We start from the raw sequence: 17,843 nt of genomic DNA, 5'->3' as shown, positions 1-17,843 counted from the left end.
AATTTTTAAAAACAAACATTATGCACATTGAACCAGGAATAGTAGATTCAGCGAAAATCGGGCTTTCATACGTAACAGCCGCAGTCGTAATTATGGGAGTAGCTAAATCATCTTTTAGCAACATTAAAAAGACCAATCCTTTGAGTTTCTTAGTCAAATCTGTTGCAACTACAGCTTTAGTATTTACATTTTTTCAAGTATTACCACATTATTCAGTAGGGGTTTCTGAAGTTCACTTTATTTTGGGTTCCACATTATTTTTACTTTTTGGTCTAGCACCTGCAAGTATCGGACTCGCACTAGGGTTATTAATTCAAGGCGTATTCTTTGCACAAATTGATTTACCTCAATATGGAATGAACATCACCACCTTACTTGTTCCATTAATGGCACTTTCTTATGTTGCTGATAAAGCAATAACAAAAGACACACCTTACATCAAATTAAAATACGCACAAGTTTTAAAACTATCATTAGTGTATCAAGCAGGTATTGTTGGTTGGGTTACATTTTGGGCAATATATGGTCAAGGTGTTGGTGTAGAAAACCTATTAAACATACTTAGTTTTGGTGGTGCTTATATGTTAGTTGTGTTAATTGAACCATTGGTAGATTTGGGAGTATTAGCTGCAGCAAAATACTTAACAGGTAAACTTAAAGAAAGTAGCTTTTTAGAGAAGAGACTTTATAATGCTATACAAGCATAAATTAACTGCCTGAAAATTTTCAAATTTAAATAAATATAAAAATGAGTAAAATACCAATTACTATTGTTACCGGATTTTTAGGTGTTGGAAAAACGACCTTAGTACATAATATGCTAAAAAATGCCAATGGAAAGCGTATTGCTGTTTTGGTAAATGAATTTGGAGAAGTAGATGTAGATGGACAACTAATAGCATCTTCTGATTGTGGTGATGAGGGGTGTAACTTAATTCAATTACCAAACGGTTGTATTTGCTGTACGGTACAAGAAGAGTTTTTACCTTCTATGTTACAATTATTAGAACGTAAAGAAGAAATTGACCATATTGTTATAGAAACATCAGGTTTATCGATGCCAAAACCCTTAGTAAAAGCGGTTAACTGGCCAGATTTAAAACCTCATATTACTATTGATTCTGTGATTACAGTTGTGGATGCAGTAGGAATTGCTACTGGAGAAATTTGTGATAGAGAACGTGTGCAAGCACAACGATTAGCAGATGATTCTTTAGATCATGAAACGCCAATTGAAGAACTTTTTTTAGACCAATTAGGTTGTGCTGATTTAGTTTTGGTAAGTAAAAGAGATTTAGTTGATGACGAGAAATTCGAGGAAATCACTAAAATAATTACTGCTAAAGCAAGACCAAATACTAAAATTATTCCTGTTATAAATGGTGAATTAGATAATGCTTTATTGTTAGGTATTGAAGCTTCTGCTGAGGATGATGTAGATAATCGTCATTCAATTCACGAAGAGCACCATAAACACGGAAATCATCACCACCATAATGATGATGTTAAAACGGTTTTATTAGAATATTCTGAAACAGCAGATATTAAAGCCTTAGTAAAAGATTTAAAAGCACTTGTAGCACAACACGAAATTTATAGAATTAAAGGTTTTGTAAATATCCCTAACAAGCCCATGCGTATGGTTTTACAAGGCGTAGGTTCTCGTTTTGATTACTATTTTGAAAGACCTTGGGGAGCTACTGAAAATCGTAAAACAAGTATTGTCGTTATTGGTAAAAACATAGAACTTACGGAAGAGAACAAAATAAAGACGCATGCACATAGTCACGACCATGAGCACAAGCATTCTCATTCTCACTAGATAAATAGTTCACTGTTCTATTGTGTTCAAAAAGTAGTTAGGTTTCATGAAAAATTATAAAAAGTGCATTTAATTTCTACCATACCAGGCGGCTGGAATCCAAATGATGAAGGCGTCTTTTACATCGATCAATCTCCTGGAGATATTGTTTTTTTATCTTCAGCAGATTCCGATTTGTTTATGATGAATAATGCCTATAAACTAATCCATGATTCTGTTGTAAACCCACCAACTTTTCGGTTTGCAAACCTTAGTTATTTTAAACAAGAATTAACCATAGATACTTATGTTGATGAGGTGATTTCTTCTGCTAAAATTGTTGTTTTAAAACTTTTAGGAGGAAAAGCCTATTATAATTATCTATGTGAAGCACTTACTGAATGTTGTGAAGAGCATAACATTCAGTTGGTGTTTTTACCAGGTGATAACAAACCCGATTTAGAATTGATGCAATCTTCTAACATTCCGTTAAAAGATGTCGATTTAATTTGGAAATACATTCAGTCTGGCGGACTTGAAAATTGTGAAGCCGCATTACAATTAATCAGCAATAGAATTACAGATGAAGTTGTAATTCCGAATGCGATTAAAACCATTCCCGATTTATTTTTGTATCACCCAAAAGAAGGAATCTATAATTCATCAACTCAAAATAAAGAAAAAAAACAAGCTATTATTTTTGGATATAGAAGTTATTATCTATCCAATAATTTAGCACCTATACATAGTATTATTGAAGCCTTAGAAGCAGAAGGAATTTCTGCAATTGCACTAATGGCTGCGGGATATCGTGAGCATGATATTCAACAACAAATTTTCGATTTATTAAAATCTCATCACATAGAAAAACCACAAGTAATTTTAAATACTACCGGTTTTAGTGTGCAAGGATTTCATGAAACAACACAAAGTTTATTTGATGTTTTTAATGTGCCTGTTATACAAGCCATCATGGGAAGTTGCAATCGTGAAAGTTGGTTAGAAGGTTCTTTCGGATTACCACCTACGGATATTGCTATGAACATTGCCTTACCCGAAGTTGATGGTAAAATTATATCGAAAGTCATTTCATTTAAAGAATCTATAGAAAAAGATTCGTTAACCGATTCAGAAGTGGTTTCTTATGTACCCAATATTGAAGGATGTGAATTTGTTGCGCAAATGTCTAAAGCTTGGATAAACTTACAGCACAAAAAGAATTCAGAAAAGAAAATAGCATTAGTATTACCAAATTACCCAAATAAAAATAGTCGTTTAGCAAATGGTGTCGGTTTAGATACACCACAAAGTACGTTACAAATATTAACACAATTAGCTGATGAAAATTATAGTTTAGCCGATGATTATCCAAAATCAACAAACGAACTAATAGATAAATTAACCAATGCTGTTACCAACGATTTAGAAACTATAAACACATTAAATGAAAGGCGTACCATCAAATTAGATGCTGGTATTTTTTATCATTATTACAATCAATTATCAGACGAACTTCGTGAGAAAGTAGAAAAACAATGGGGAAATCCTGAAAAATCACCTAATTACAAAGAAGGTTGTTTTTTAATTCCTGGTTTTGTTTCTGATAATGTATTGATTAGTATTCAACCAAGTAGAGGTTATAATTTAGATTTACAAGCCAGTTATCATTCGCCTGATTTACCACCTACACCAGCCTATTTAGCCTATTATATTTGGTTACAACACGATTTCAAAGCCGATGCTTTAGTACATATTGGTAAACATGGAAATTTAGAATGGTTGCCCGGAAAAAGTGTTGCGTTAAGTAAAGAAACTTGTTTTCCTGCGGCTATATTAGGTCCGATTCCTCATTTTTATCCTTTTATTATTAATGATCCAGGAGAAGGCACACAGGCAAAAAGAAGAAATCAAGCTATTATATTAGACCATTTAATTCCGCCAATGACAAGAGCAGAAAATTATGGTGATTTATTAAAATTAGAATTATTAATTGATGAGTTTTACGAGTCTGCTTTAGTTGATAAAAAACGCGCTTCATTAATTAAAGTAAAAATTGAAAATCTTGTAAATGAAAGTCACCTTAAATCTGATTTAAACCAAGACGGAAAAGATATTGATGCTTTATTAGAAGTGATTGATGGGTATTTATGTGAATTAAAAGAATCTCAAATTAGAGGTGGTTTACATATATTAGGAAGGTTACCAATAGAAGAAAAATTAGTAGATTTAATTGTAGCCTTACATCGTTTACCACAAGGAGATTTAAAAGGAATTACGCAATCTTTAGCAGATGACTTACAACTTAAATTTGACCCTATAAATGTTGTTTATTCGGATAGCTTTGAAAAAGAAATATTCGGAATTCATTGCAGAAGTTACGGACAAGCAGTTGAGTTGTTAGAAAATAAGGCTAAGAATATCGTTAGTCAATTATTAGATGGAAATCTCATCAATAAAATTGGTGTTGAAACAGCACTAATTATAAAATACATACAACAACATACCTTGCCTGTTTTACAAAAAACAAGTAATGAAATTACGCATTTAATTAAAGGATTAAACGGACAATATATTCCTGCAGGAGGTTCTGGTGCACCAACAAGAGGACGTATCGATATTTTACCTACAGGACGTAATTTTTATTCTGTGGATGTTAGAACGGTTCCTTCAGAAACTGCGTATCAATTAGGTCAAAAAAGTGCACAAAATATTATTGACCGTTATCAACAAGAAAATGGTGAATACCCTACATCTATCGGTTTATCCGTTTGGGGAACCTCAACAATGCGAACAAGTGGAGATGATATTGCACAAGCCTTAGCTTTAATTGGTGTAAAACCCGTTTGGCAAGGAAGCAACAGAAGAGTTAAAGATTTTAAAGTATTATCTACCTTAGAATTGAAAAGACCACGAGTAGATGTTATGCTACGTATTTCTGGATTTTTTAGAGATGCTTTTCCTGATTTAATTTCTCTTTTTAATGCTGCTATTGAAAAAGTAGCCGAATTAGATGAAACGGATGAGCAAAACCCTATTAAAAAACGTGTAGAAGAAGAAAAAAAGCAATGGCAACAAGAAGGTTTGGACGAGAAACAAGCTAATGAAAGAGCTTTATATCGTGTTTTTGGTTCTAAACCGGGTGCTTATGGAGCTGGATTACAAGGTTTAATTGATGGAAAAAACTGGACTACTTCTGACGATTTAGCTCAGGCTTATATTAACTGGAGTGGTTATGCCTATTCTGGTAAAAATAACAGTGGAAAATCTGCTCACGAAACCTTTAAAAAACGATTATCATCTATTGAAGTCGTAATGCAGAATCAAGATAATAGAGAACATGATATTTTAGATTCTGATGATTATTATCAATTTCAAGGAGGAATGACGGCAGCGGTGAATACTGTAAAAGGTTCACAACCCGAAACCTATTTTGGAGATCATTCACGTCCTGAAAATCCGAAGGTAAAATCATTAAAAGAAGAGTTATTAAAAGTATTTCGCTCTAGAGTCGTCAATCCGAAATGGATGAAGGGTATGCAAGACCATGGTTATAAAGGTGCTTTTGAAATGGCAGCAACTATGGATTATCTTTTTGCATATGACGCTACAACAAATTTAATAGAAGATTTTATGTACGAGCAAATTACCGATGCGTATTTGTTTGATGCCGAAAATAAAGCATTTATAGAAGAGCATAATCCTTGGGCTTTAAAAGATATGTCGGAACGTATGTTAGAAGCGATTCAAAGAGGTATGTGGGAAAACCCATCCGAAGAAACTATTGAAGAATTAAAAGAAATTTATAAAAAATCCGATAACATAACAGAATAAAATGAAAACATTTAAGATTCAATCACCAGATAAAGCCATTTTAGAACAATTAGTTCACAAAGTAAATAATAAAACAAAACCTAAAGGATCTCTTGGAATGTTGGAAGAAATTGCTATAAAAATAGGTGTTATTCAGCAAACTTTAAGTCCTAAATTAAGCAAGCCAACTATTGCTTTATTTGCTGCAGACCATGGTATTGCAGAAGAAGGCGTTGTTAACCCTAATCCACAAGAAGTTACTTGGCAAATGGTCTATAATTTTTTAAGTGGTGGCGCAGGTATTAATGTGTTTACTAAACAGCATAACATTGCGTTAAAAGTAATTGATTCGGGTGTAAAATATGATTTTAAGAATTTACCAGGATTAATTGACGAAAAAATTGATTTAGGAACAAACAATTATCTGTATCAACCAGCAATGACTAAAGAGCAAAGTGAAAAGTGCATTGAAAAAGGAGCAGAAATAGCCACTAGAATTTATTCCGAAGGGTCTAATATTATTGGTTTTGGAGAGATGGGGATTGGAAATACAAGTTCAGCATCTTTGTTAATGAGCAAATTGTTAGGGATGCCAATTGAAGATTGTGTTGGAATGGGAGCTGGTTTAGATAGTGATGGCGTTGTAAATAAAAAGCAAGTGCTTAGAGCTGTTATAGAAAAGCACAGTTCGGTATCATCAACAGAAGAAATTTTACAAACGTTTGGTGGTTTTGAAATAGCCATGATAGCAGGAGCTATGCTGCAAGCCGCTGAATTAAAAATGGTTTTATTAATAGATGGATTTATCATAACATCTGCATTATTGGTTGCTTTAAAATTAAACCCAAAAGTTATTGATTATTGTGTTTTTGCACATACCTCTGGAGAGCCAGGACATCAAAAAATATTAGATCATTTTGAAGCTAAACCTTTATTGAATTTAGGGTTGAGGTTAGGAGAAGGCACGGGAGCTGCCATTGCTTTCCCTTTAGTACAGTCTGCAGTGAGTTTTATAAACGAAATGGCCAGTTTTGATGATGTAAACGTGGCTAATAAATAAAATTAATGAAAAGGGAAGTCCAAATATTCTTTACAGCATTAATGTTTTATACTAGAATTCCTATTCCTAAAGGCATTCAATTTAAAAAAGAGTATTCTAAAGCGTCAGTTAAATATTTACCGCTTATAGGTTTGTTGGTTGGTGGGGTTTCTGCTGTGATATTAATTTTGTTACTTACTATTTTGCCAGTTTCTATAGCGGTAACTGTTTCCTTTATTAGTAGTTTGTTACTAACAGGAGCTTTTCATGAAGATGGTTTGGCAGATACTGTTGATGGTTTTGGAGGCGGATGGAATAAAGAAAAAATTCTTTTAATAATGAAGGATAGCACTATAGGTGCTTATGGAGCTATAGCTTTAGTAATGGCACTTTTGTTGAAGTTTCAATTATTAGTAGCTTTGGTCGATTTACCTATGGCAAACGGAATTCCTACTTATTATTTTATTTTATTTGTTTCGCTCGCTGGTCATAGTATTAGTAGAGTGTTAGCTGTTAGTGTCATGATTACGCATCAATATGCTCGTATAAATGATGGCACTTCAAAATTAAAATCAATAACTCCAGAAGGTTTAAAGTGGACTAGTCCAGCATTTCTTTTAGCACTTACATTTGCTTTATTTCCCTTGTTTTTATTTCAAACATCCTATGTGTTTTTGTTACTTTTTCCAATCTATCTGGTTAGAGTGCTTCTTGTCAGGTTTTTTAACAAGTGGATTGGTGGTTATACAGGGGATTGCCTAGGAGCTATTCAACAAATAAGCGAAATTATATTTTATCTAAGCATTTTTATTTTATGGAAATATATTTAATTAGGCATACTACTCCAGATATTGAAAAGGGTATTTGTTATGGGCAGAGTGATATTCCTTTAAAAAATAGTTTTCTAAAAGAAGCTGAAAAGGTTTTGATGGCAATTCCTAATAGTTTTGATAAAGTGTACTCTAGCCCTTTACAACGGTGTACGCAATTGGCAAATTTAATTTCTCAAGATATTACAAGAGATAAGCGTTTAATGGAACTCGATTTTGGTTCGTGGGAGCTTAAAGAATGGAGCGACATACCAAATAATGAGATACAGCCTTGGTATGATGATTGGGTAAATAAACCTGCTTATAAAGGTGAGTCTTACCAAGAACAACAAAGTCGAGTAGTCGAATTTATAGAAGAAATACCAAATTATTATAGTAAAATAGCCATTGTAACTCACTCAGGAGTTATAAGAAGTTTATGGGCACACTTTAATAATATAGAGTTGAAAAAATCGTTTAATTCCCTAACTATTGAATATGGTGCTGTTTTGAAGGTGGTTTATAACGCTTAGATATGTGAAGCAACTGCATAATTATATTTATTCGAGGAATTAGGTGTTAATCAAATCTATTTTATTTTTTTGCTGTTATTTATCCAAACAAGAATGGAATAGGGAACTTTTTTATTGATACAATAGTAGGTTTACTCTCTATTGTCTCAATTTGATTTCTAAGAACAATGTAGGATTATGCTTTTTAGAACCAAATATTAATTAGAATGTATTCTGAAATAAAATATTAATGGGTTTGCAGGGTTATGTGCATTTGTAATAATAGAGATATACGAGTAGAATAAAGCATACAAGCAAACTGCCAAGCATGCCATTGAAAGAGTGTAAAACAGAAAAAGATAGGTGTTAATAATGCTTCCGTTTTCTAATGGTATTTATAGTTTTAATCTCGAGTTTTTCAATTTTATCCTTTTAAATAAGACCCTTATATGGGGCGAATTTTCTCAAAATTAATTTGTTAATAGAAGGGAGTTAAAAAGAAAATGCTAACCTTTTTAGTTTTAATAATTCTGAAATTAGCAAATAATCATTATTAAAATTGAATAAATGCTTTTTTTAACTTTGTTTTTTTTGTCAAAAGATAAAAAGCTATTGGAGGCCTTTAGATTTTGGTGTTTTTAATTAGATTTGATAACCAAAAATTAATTAAAGCACTTGTTCAAGATAAAAGACAGGCATACTTTGTCAATAAAAGAATATAAGGATGTTTTCGATTCTTTATATGGTTCGCTATGTGTTTTTTCTACCAATTATGTAAGCGATTTAGAGGTAGCCAAAGACTTAGTTCAAGATGTTTTTATTAAGGTTTGGGAAGATGAAATTGAGTTTAATAATGAACTAGCTATAAAATCTTATTTATACACTTCTGTTAAAAATAGATCGTTAGATTTTTTAAAAAGCAAAAGAGTTAAAACAACCGAACATATGCCGGTGGAAGAGTTAGATCAATTAAATAAAGAGTCTTTTTACTTAAAAGAGGTTATTATAGAAGAAACATCTTCCAGAATAGAAGAAGCTATAAATACATTACCCAACAAATGTGCTCAAATAATTAGATTAAGTATTAAAGATTTATCAAATGCAGAAATTGCTGAACATTTAAAAATATCTGTAAATACGGTTAAAGGTCAAAAAAAAATAGCTTACAAACGTTTAAGGCCTTTATTAAAAAACTACTTCTTTATAGTGGCTTTTGCCTTTCAATCTTCCAATTAAAAATGGGGGCACCCGATAATAAGTAATAATCTTATTTGTTAATTTTTTACATTTTATTTTAAAAAAATCATTTTTTTTTAACCCTAGTTTACTTTTTTGTCGTCTTAGTAATAAATAGTGGTTGAAACTAATGATGAACTTTAAGAAAATCATAATATTATCTAAGCAAATAGCGTCTTCTCTTTTGAAAGATAAAAGCGCTAAGGAATTAGAGACTTCTAATTTGTTTTCTGAAGAAGAAAAAGAAGATATTTTAAAAAGACTTACAGAAGAAGATAAAATAGAATCGAGATTACATCTTAAATCAAAAATAGATAGTAAAGCAGATTGGCAAATTATAAAATCTAAACTAGTTATGCCTAAAAAAACGTACCGCTGGCAGTATGCGGCAGCAGCAGCAATTGTTCTAGGAGTGCTATCATCAACGTACTTTTTAAAAGGAAATAGTTTAGGTAATAATATAAACGCACCTATTATTGTCGATAATCAAATAGAACCAGGTATCGATAAGGCTTTATTAACCTTGGAGAGCGGAGAAGTTGTAGAATTGGTTAAAGGCGTAAAGTATGAAGCTGAATACTTAAAAACTGAAGGAGAAGAACTTGTTTATCAAGAAAATCTAAAAAAACAAGTCGTAGAAGAGGAAATCTCTTTTAACTATTTAAGTATTCCAAAAGGAGGGCAATTTCAAATTACGCTTGAAGATGGTACACATGTATGGTTAAATTCAGAATCTAAATTAAAATACCCTGTATATTTTATAAAAGGAAACCCACGTTTGGTAGAACTTGTTTACGGTGAGGCATATTTTGATGTATCTCCAAGTACCAATCATAACGGCGCCAAATTCCAGGTTATAAGTAAGGGACAAAATGTAGAAGTGTTAGGTACAGAATTTAATATTAAAGCTTATCAAGATGAGGTTAATATCTACACAACTTTAGTAGAAGGAAAAGTAGAAGTGAGTTTTGGTGAGATAAAAGAAAACTTAATACCTAAACAGCAATCGATTTTAAATATAGAAAACAATGTTTTCGCCATAGCTCATGTTGATGTTTATAACGAAATAGCATGGAAGGATGGTGTATTTAATTTTGAAAATAAAACACTTAAAGATATCATGATGGTGCTTTCTAGATGGTACGATATAGATGTTGCTTTCGAGAAAAAAGATTTAGAAACACAAAAATTTATAGGAGCCTTAAAGAAGAATTATAGTATTGAAAAAATACTAACCATTTTTCAGAAAGCCAATATTATTAATTCTTATGAGATTAATAAAAAGTCTGTAATTATAAAATAAAAGCTTAAATTTTTTTAATAGCACTGTAATAAAAAAGGAGAAATAGTTTAAACCGCCAAGCTCAAGACTATTTCTCCGCACTAAATAATTAATCAACTAAAAAAGTTTAATCAACTAATAATTTACAAAGTAATGAAATTTAAATTAATTAGTGCCTGCTCTGTTTCAAGAAAAGGTCTCTTAAACTGTATTATGCGAATATTTGTATTCTTGTTTTGTGCTACAATGTTTGGCTTTAGTTCTAACAATGCGCTATCTCAAAATGCTAAAATCAATATTACGGAAGACCAAGTAGTTACCGTCGATGAAGTTTTTAAAATTATTAAAGAACAATCTAGCGACTACATGTTTATTTATAGGCAATCTCTATTTGAGTTTTTTCCTAAAGTAGAATTGAAAAAAGGAATTATTAAAGTTGATAAACTTTTAACGTTGGCTTTATCGGGAGGGAATGTTGATGTAACGATGATGGATGATAATGTTATCTTAATTAAAGAGAAGCCTATCGAGGTTAATAACAAAGAAGCTGGAGAAAAAAATTATGATAAAGTAGAAATAAAAGGGCGTGTATTAGATATAAATAATAAACCGCTTTCTGATGTTAATGTTATAGTTGCCGAGTTAAATATTGGGACATTTACAAATAAAAACGGTGAGTTTTCGTTACAGTTGCCTCATAATAACTTTCTTTTAAATTTAAGCCTTATTGGTTATAAAATAAAAGAGATTGATTTAGCCTTAGAATTAGATTTATCGAATATAAATATAACACTAAAGGAAGATTTATTAGATTTAGATACGGTAGTGGTTACCGCTACAAAAACAGTGAGTAGAGAGGGGACTTCATCTTATAAAATAGGTAGCCAAGCCATGAAGCAAGTACAAGCCATGAACCTGGCAGACGTGCTAAGTTTACTTCCCGGAAATAAAGCACAACAATCCGATTTAACATCAACCAAACAGGCTAACTTAAGAAGCGCTGTAGCTTCTGATGTAAATGCATTTGGAACGGCAATTATTTTGGATGGAGCAGCAATAAGTACAGATGCAAATATGCAAACAAAAAATGCATCGTCCTTAGATGGGGGGAAATCTAATGTTGCTGGAGGTGTAGATTTAAGAAGTATAACATTAGCAAATGTAGAATCTGTTGAGGTTATAGCAGGTGTGGCATCACCCAAGTATGGGAATTTATCGTCTGGTGGAATTTTAGTGAAAAGTAAAGTAGGTAAATCGCCTTATATCGTCTCGAAAAATGTGTCTTCTACAAATTATCAGGCATCTATAGCAAAAGGGTATGAGTTAAATAATTATGGTGTTTTAAACTCTGATTTTTCGTATGCTTATTCCTCTGGTTCTCCTACGGAAAGAAAATTATTTTATCAAAGTTTTAATTTAGGATTGAGATGGAAACTCCCGGTGTTTGAAAATTTAGAATGGAATCATTTTACATCTTTTAGAATTGGTCATTCAGATGATGGAAATCGTCATGAACCTGAAGAGGTTTATAAAAACGAAGCAGATGTAAAAAGTACCTCTTTTCAGGCAACACTTTCGGGAGATTTTTCATCGTCTATTTTAGGGAAAGTAAGCTATAATTTTAGTGGTAGTTTAGTTAATCAACATTCGTATTATGATACGTATGTTATTAATGGCCCTTTTCCAATTATCGAGGCTTTAGAGAGTGGTACTTATGCAACAACCTATTCACCAAATGCATTTAATCAAACTAGAGATATTAAAGGACGCCCTGTTAATGTAAATGGCAGAATAGATGCACAACAACACCTTAATTTAGAAACTATAGATTTTAATTTTGAAACTGGACTGCAATACACTTTCGATGATAATACGGGTAGCGGTAGGGTGTCTACAGGTAATATAGCACACTCACAAGATATTGCAGGTAGTAGATCTACAACTTTTGAAAAAATACCAGCATCTAAAACATTTTCAGCATACCATCAAACTGTAATAAAGCGTACAGGTGAAAATTCTAAACAACAACTTAATTTAGGAGTAAGGTATGATAATATGTTGGAACGTTACAATTTGTGGTCTCCTCGTATGTCTTTTTTGTCAAAATATAATAATTTTACGGCACGAGCGGCTTGGGGTGTATCATATAAAGCGCCGGCTATGGTGCAACTTTACCCTGGTCGATCTTATATTGATTATATTAATTTTCAGTATTACGCCGAAAATCCAGACGAGCGTTTGGCTATAGTTAGTACTTATGTTTACCAACCTACAAACGAGCATTTAAAACCTAATTATTCCGATTTAAAAGAAATAGGATTCGATTGGTCCCCAGCCTTCATGAATATCAATTTTACCTATTTTAAAAAAGATATGCGCCGTGGGATTAACACAACAGAAGAATTGATATTACTTCCAAAACCTGTTTATCAAGTAGCAAGTGCTCCCGAGGGCGAACAACCGGTAGTTGAGCCTACAGGAGAAGTAAGTAATATTCCAAGAACGGTAAGTGTTATGAAAAATAATGCCTTTACATCTACCGATGGTGTTGAGCTTACATTGAGCCCAGAAAAAATAAAAGCAACCAATACTCAATTTAATTTTAGATATAGTTACTTAGAAAGTTTGGTTACGGATAAAGGATTTGATATTGATAAATCTGCGTACGTTGTTGGTGATAATTCTGTGCGTTACGGGGTGTACGAAAACACATTAACAAAAGCCGTTAGAAGTTTTGGTACGGTAACATTAATACAACATATTCCGTCTTTGAGATTTGTATTAACCCTTTCTGCAGAATTAAACTTTAAAGAAAGTAGCGAGTATATAGGAGCTAGCTTATATCCATTTGCATATTATGATGCCGATGGGAATTATGTTGAAATCCCTGAAGCAAACAGAATGAATTTAGAATTCGCTGATTTAATTAGAGATGAAAATACCTTTACCACAACAGAAACACCTTTCTATAGCAATTTTAATTTACAAATACGTAAAGAATCTAAACAAGGGCATTCGTTTAGTTTCTACGCAAATAATGCGCCGTGGTATAATCCAACTTACGAGTTTTTAGGAAGTAATAGAAGACTTAACAGTAAGCTTTCAGTAGGTTTTAATCTCACCTTATTAATTAAATAAATTAACAATTATATAAATCAATAAATTAAGAACATGAAAAAAACAATTTTAAAAAGATTAGGTTTAACAAAACTAATAGCAGCTTTTTTGTTAATTGGGATATCAACGGCATGTAGTGATGATGATGCAGTGGCAAATTTAGGAGATTTACAAGTTCAAATAGAATTGGCTAGTGGTCTTAGTGATATTTCTTTAGATGGTATAGAAATTACAGCAACCCATACTGTAGATAATTCTATTTTAAGTTTAACAACTAGTGCGGACGGTTTGGTAACGTTTTCAAACATTTCAGTAGGTACATACACTGTAATAGCTTCAAAATCCACAGATGACTATACTTTAAGTGGTACAGCAAATAATATTACTGTTATGAAACAAGTAACAACAACCGCAATTGTTGAGGTTAATGCAGTTAATCAAGATGGAGGTTTAGTTATTAAAGAAGTGTATTCTGCGGGCTCAGGGTACATCTCTTTATTTAAAGATGCTTTTGTTGAAATTTTTAATAATTCATCTGAGACTTTATATGCAGATGGCATGTATATCGCAAATTTATTTGGAGATACAGGTGTTTCTGGAGATACCGCATTATCTACAGTTTTAACAGATGACACTTATGTTTACACAGATGTAATGAGCCAAATACCAGGAGTAGGAACCGATTATCCGGTAGAGCCAGGTAAAAGTATTGTAATAGCATTAAATGCTGTTGATTATAAAGAAGGAAGTGCAAATCCAGATGGAGAGTTAGATAATACAGACGCTACGCTAGAACATTATTCAATAGATTGGTTAGAGGCTCAAGGGCGTAGTGGGAATTCTTTTTTTGAATTCGATAACCCAGCAGTTGCAAATATGACTAATATTTACATGTTTGATGAAACTAATTTTTTTAGATTAGGTACTGCTTCAGCTAGTGTAGTTTTAGTTAGTAATGAAGCTGTTTTTAGCGATTCGGATATTGTAGATTATACAGAGCCAGGATCGACATCTACTTTTAAATTAATGAAAATTTCTATTGATCAGGTTGTTGATGGTGTTGATATTTTAGATAATTCTGGTGCGGCAGACTATAAGCGTATACCAGCTTCTGTTGATGGTGGTTTTACTTATGTAAATGCAGATGGAGCAATTTCTTATACAGGGTTAAGTTCTAGAAGAAAAATTGACGAAGTAGCTAGTGCACGTTTTGGTAGAACTATTTTGTTAGACACAAATAATTCAACGGTAGATTTTGAAGCAATAGATTTTCCAGATAAATATGGTTACAACAACTAAAAAAACAAACCATTTAAAAATAGAGAGAATGTGTTTTGCATTCTCTTTGTTTTTTTGTGTGTTAAGTGCTTTTTCACAAACAATAGAGAACGTAAGCAATTTATCTGCTGCTGAGAGGGATTTTCAATTTAAATTGTTTGAAAATCGATATTTTCAAATACCTTCATTATTGAATCAAGCAAACCTTGGTAAGTTTTCTTATGGAGAAGGAAAATATTTGTATTCAGAAGGCGCATTAAGGCATCCACAAGAATATAAAAAACAAAACGGTTTGTATGTGGAAACAGCATCTTTAGCTCCTTTAGAAAACACTAATTGGATTCTATATGGTGGCTTGGAGTACCTAAACTCTCGAAAAGAAGAGGTGGAAAATAATCTAACTTATGGAATAAAGGAGTATGGATCTCCTTATTACTTTTTTCAAGAAACCACAGGGTTATGGAACCATCAAAACTATAATTTTCAAGTTAGTGGAGCTAATAGCATTAACTCTAAACTAACTTTAGGTGGGTATTTAAATTATGATACCAACTTTTATTTTAGAAAAACAGATACTAGAAACGAGCTAACGGCATTAAAAATTTTAGCTAAGGTAGCGTTAAGCTATAAACTAAACCAAAAGCACATGTTGAGTTTAGCTTTAAGCAATGAGTTTTTTAAAACAGATTCTGAACTTGGTAATAAATTTCCTGAAAACAATACAGAAGCTACTGCTAATTACTATTTAAATACGGGGTTAGGGTCTTACATTAAAAATATTGATAATGGTTTCGAAAGTAAACGAAGTATCCCAAACTTACAATTACAATGGCTTTTTAAACATAATAATTCAGATTTGTCAATAGAAAGTTCTACTGGTTACGGTCTAGAGCGTTGGATAGATAAAAATATTGTTAGAGTAGAAGAAAATGATGAGTTAACTAAATATAATTTTTTTAGAGAACGGTTAAATATTTACTACAATAGTTATAAAACAAATAAGCTTGTGGCATTGAGTTTAAATGCAGAGTACTTAAAAGGAAAAGCAAAAGTATGGGATGAAAATGGAGCTTACTATAATCAAAATTTTACGAGCACAAGTTATCGTGTTAAAACTGAAGGGAATATTTTATTTTATAATCAGTTTTTAAATAAGTTATGTATAGGCGTAAATTATTATAATAAAAAGCAATTGGATTTGAATTATGCTTACCAGTTTGATTATCAGTATTTGGAGCCAGAGATATCTTTAGGGATAAATAAAAAACTTTCTCAAAAAGCAGCGTTTTTTACAGATCTGGGGGTTTTATATCATTTGGTATTAGATATGGAACACGATCCCTTTGCTGCAAATAATATTTTTGTAGACTGGATAGGTAATAAGGTCGCTAATTATACAGATATTGATACGTTTAATGTTAATACCAAAATAGGAGTAGATTTTGCTCTTAAACACAATAATAAATTAGAATTTTCTATAACTGGAGATTATTTAAAAGCAACCAGTTTATCAAGTAGTGAGGTAAGTTATTTTTCTAAAAACGAAGATTATTTAAGTTTAGTGGCAGGGCTAAAATTATATTTTTAATCCTTCTATTATCATAATTCTGTTTATTTAATATTTTCTAAAACTAAAAAATGAAGGCGTTAATTATTTTAATTATTTTTCTTGTCTCACCATTTACATGGAGCCAAAAGATGAATAATATTCATTTTGAAGAATACGATTTGGCTAACGGTTTACATATTATTCTTCATAAAGATGTAAATGAACCTAATGTAATTGTTGGTACTAAATATCATGTAGGTTCTAAAAATGAATCTGTAAAACATACGGGTTATGCTCACTTTTATGAACATCTTTTATTTCATGGAACAAAAAACATACCTCAAGGAAAATTAGAGAACATCATTTTAAATGCTGGCGGATACTGTAATGCATATACCAATTACGATGTAACATATTACTATCAATTATTACCAGCGCACGAGTTTAAACTAGGGCTTTGGGTAGAATCTGAAAGAATGTTACATCCCGTAATTACGCAAGAGGGAATTAACCGAGAACGAGAGATTGTAAAAGAAGAAAGGCGTATGCGTTATGATAATAAGCCACTTGGAAATTCTTATTTTGATATGATGTCAAAACTCTATTCTTACAACACCTATGGGCATAACATGATTGGCTCAATGGAGGATTTAAACACAGCTTCTAAGGCAGATTTTGATGCGTTTTTTAAAACTTATTATATTCCTAATAATGCATGTTTAGTGGTTTCGGGTAATATTGATATTGAAGAGACTAAAAAATGGGTTAATCTTTATTTTAAAGATATTCCGAAAGGTAAAAAAATAAAGAGACCTCATAAATTTGATAGGCTATCAGGATTAGAAAAACGTACGGAAATATATGTTAAAGGTTTAACAGATGAGTCTATTTTAATAGGGTATCCTTTAATGCCTCAAAGCGATCCAGATGCTCTTGTAGTACAGGTTTTTACAGCGCTTTTGTCTGGTAATTCTAATTACTCTTATTTTGAAGATAAATTAAAAGTACAAGAAGATACAATTATAAAAAGAATAAATGCATCTGCAGATTTTTGGGAAAAAACAAGTACATTTCGTGTTAACGCTAGTGTTAAAAATGCAAATAGTGAGCAATACTTGCTCGATAAAGTTGAAGCTCAATTAAATTTATTGAAAAACACAACGGTAGATCCGGCTGTATTAAAACAAGTGAAAAGGCAATTTGAATCGGCTTTTGTAGATTATTTTTATCATGCAGAAACCTTTGCAGACAAAGTAACTAACTATTATCATTTACATAAAAACACATCCGATATTAGAAATCTTATAAACCATTTAAATAAAATAACTGTCTATGATATTCAGCGGGTTGCTAAAAAATATTTAGATAAATCTAATCGTGTTGTTATTGTTTATCACCCAGAATAGTTAA

General features: G+C 31.8%; 12 protein-coding genes. All 12 read left to right on the top strand.

Annotated elements, in window-relative coordinates:
- Nucleotides 1-20 precede the first annotated feature (20 nt).
- The 12 genes from GQR97_RS17285 to GQR97_RS17230 all read left to right on the top strand — a co-directional run bounded on the left by GQR97_RS17285 (nt 21) and on the right by GQR97_RS17230 (nt 17,839).
- A complete protein-coding gene (locus GQR97_RS17285; protein ID WP_158850674.1) occupies nt 21-707 on the top strand; it encodes an energy-coupling factor ABC transporter permease in 687 nt (228 codons plus the stop codon).
- Nucleotides 708-748: 41 nt separating this feature from the next.
- Complete coding sequence (cobW, locus tag GQR97_RS17280; protein WP_158850672.1) at nt 749-1,822, top strand: cobalamin biosynthesis protein CobW; 1,074 nt, start codon at nt 749-751, stop codon at nt 1,820-1,822.
- A 63-nt stretch (nt 1,823-1,885) separates the two neighbouring features.
- The gene (cobN, locus tag GQR97_RS17275; RefSeq protein ID WP_158850670.1) at nt 1,886-5,632 is read left to right on the top strand and encodes a cobaltochelatase subunit CobN; all 3,747 of its coding nucleotides are present in this window, start codon (nt 1,886-1,888) and stop codon (nt 5,630-5,632) included.
- Between the two features lies 1 nt (nt 5,633).
- A complete protein-coding gene (gene cobT, locus GQR97_RS17270) occupies nt 5,634-6,671 on the top strand; it encodes a nicotinate-nucleotide--dimethylbenzimidazole phosphoribosyltransferase (RefSeq protein WP_158850668.1) in 1,038 nt (345 codons plus the stop codon).
- Nucleotides 6,672-6,676: 5 nt separating this feature from the next.
- Nucleotides 6,677-7,480 carry an adenosylcobinamide-GDP ribazoletransferase gene (locus tag GQR97_RS17265; protein ID WP_158850666.1) on the top strand — a complete coding sequence of 268 codons (804 nt, stop codon included), beginning with the start codon at nt 6,677-6,679 and terminating at the stop codon, nt 7,478-7,480.
- Nucleotides 7,465-7,992, top strand: coding sequence for an alpha-ribazole phosphatase (cobC, locus tag GQR97_RS17260; protein ID WP_158850664.1), 528 nt, complete (start codon nt 7,465-7,467; stop codon nt 7,990-7,992). The genes GQR97_RS17265 and cobC overlap by 16 nt, the downstream gene beginning before the upstream one ends.
- A 681-nt stretch (nt 7,993-8,673) precedes the next feature.
- Nucleotides 8,674-9,207, top strand: a complete 534-nt coding sequence (locus GQR97_RS17255) for an RNA polymerase sigma-70 factor (protein WP_199269878.1) — start codon at nt 8,674-8,676, stop codon at nt 9,205-9,207.
- 130 nt (nt 9,208-9,337) lie between these two features.
- Nucleotides 9,338-10,510 (top strand): FecR family protein, encoded by a 1,173-nt coding sequence (locus GQR97_RS17250; RefSeq protein ID WP_158850662.1) that lies wholly within the window; start codon nt 9,338-9,340, stop codon nt 10,508-10,510.
- Between the two features lie 132 nt (nt 10,511-10,642).
- A complete protein-coding gene (locus tag GQR97_RS17245; protein ID WP_158850660.1) occupies nt 10,643-13,627 on the top strand; it encodes a TonB-dependent receptor in 2,985 nt (994 codons plus the stop codon).
- A 33-nt stretch (nt 13,628-13,660) separates the two neighbouring features.
- Complete coding sequence (locus tag GQR97_RS17240) at nt 13,661-14,905, top strand: DUF4876 domain-containing protein (RefSeq protein WP_158850659.1); 1,245 nt, start codon at nt 13,661-13,663, stop codon at nt 14,903-14,905.
- Between the two features lie 169 nt (nt 14,906-15,074).
- Nucleotides 15,075-16,472 carry a DUF6850 family outer membrane beta-barrel protein gene (locus tag GQR97_RS17235; protein WP_158850658.1) on the top strand — a complete coding sequence of 466 codons (1,398 nt, stop codon included), beginning with the start codon at nt 15,075-15,077 and terminating at the stop codon, nt 16,470-16,472.
- A gap of 110 nt (nt 16,473-16,582) precedes the next feature.
- Nucleotides 16,583-17,839 (top strand): M16 family metallopeptidase, encoded by a 1,257-nt coding sequence (locus GQR97_RS17230; RefSeq protein ID WP_158850657.1) that lies wholly within the window; start codon nt 16,583-16,585, stop codon nt 17,837-17,839.
- Nucleotides 17,840-17,843 lie beyond the last annotated feature (4 nt).

Source organism: Algibacter sp. L1A34, from assembly GCF_009796805.1.
GTDB lineage: Bacteria > Bacteroidota > Bacteroidia > Flavobacteriales > Flavobacteriaceae > Algibacter.
This window is presented reverse-complemented; position numbering and strand designations above follow the sequence as displayed.

Excerpts from the sequence above, each read along its gene's own strand:
- cobT (WP_158850668.1), top strand. The coding sequence starts at position 5,634 with ATGAAAACATTTAAGATTCAATCACCAGATAAAGCCATTTTAGAACAA.
- GQR97_RS17265 (WP_158850666.1), top strand. The coding sequence starts at position 6,677 with ATGAAAAGGGAAGTCCAAATATTCTTTACAGCATTAATGTTTTATACT.
- GQR97_RS17240 (WP_158850659.1), top strand. The coding sequence starts at position 13,661 with ATGAAAAAAACAATTTTAAAAAGATTAGGTTTAACAAAACTAATAGCA.
- GQR97_RS17245 (WP_158850660.1), top strand. The coding sequence starts at position 10,643 with ATGAAATTTAAATTAATTAGTGCCTGCTCTGTTTCAAGAAAAGGTCTC.
- cobC (WP_158850664.1), top strand. The coding sequence starts at position 7,465 with ATGGAAATATATTTAATTAGGCATACTACTCCAGATATTGAAAAGGGT.
- GQR97_RS17230 (WP_158850657.1), top strand. The coding sequence starts at position 16,583 with ATGAATAATATTCATTTTGAAGAATACGATTTGGCTAACGGTTTACAT.
- GQR97_RS17285 (WP_158850674.1), top strand. The coding sequence starts at position 21 with ATGCACATTGAACCAGGAATAGTAGATTCAGCGAAAATCGGGCTTTCA.
- GQR97_RS17250 (WP_158850662.1), top strand. The coding sequence starts at position 9,338 with ATGATGAACTTTAAGAAAATCATAATATTATCTAAGCAAATAGCGTCT.
- cobW (WP_158850672.1), top strand. The coding sequence starts at position 749 with ATGAGTAAAATACCAATTACTATTGTTACCGGATTTTTAGGTGTTGGA.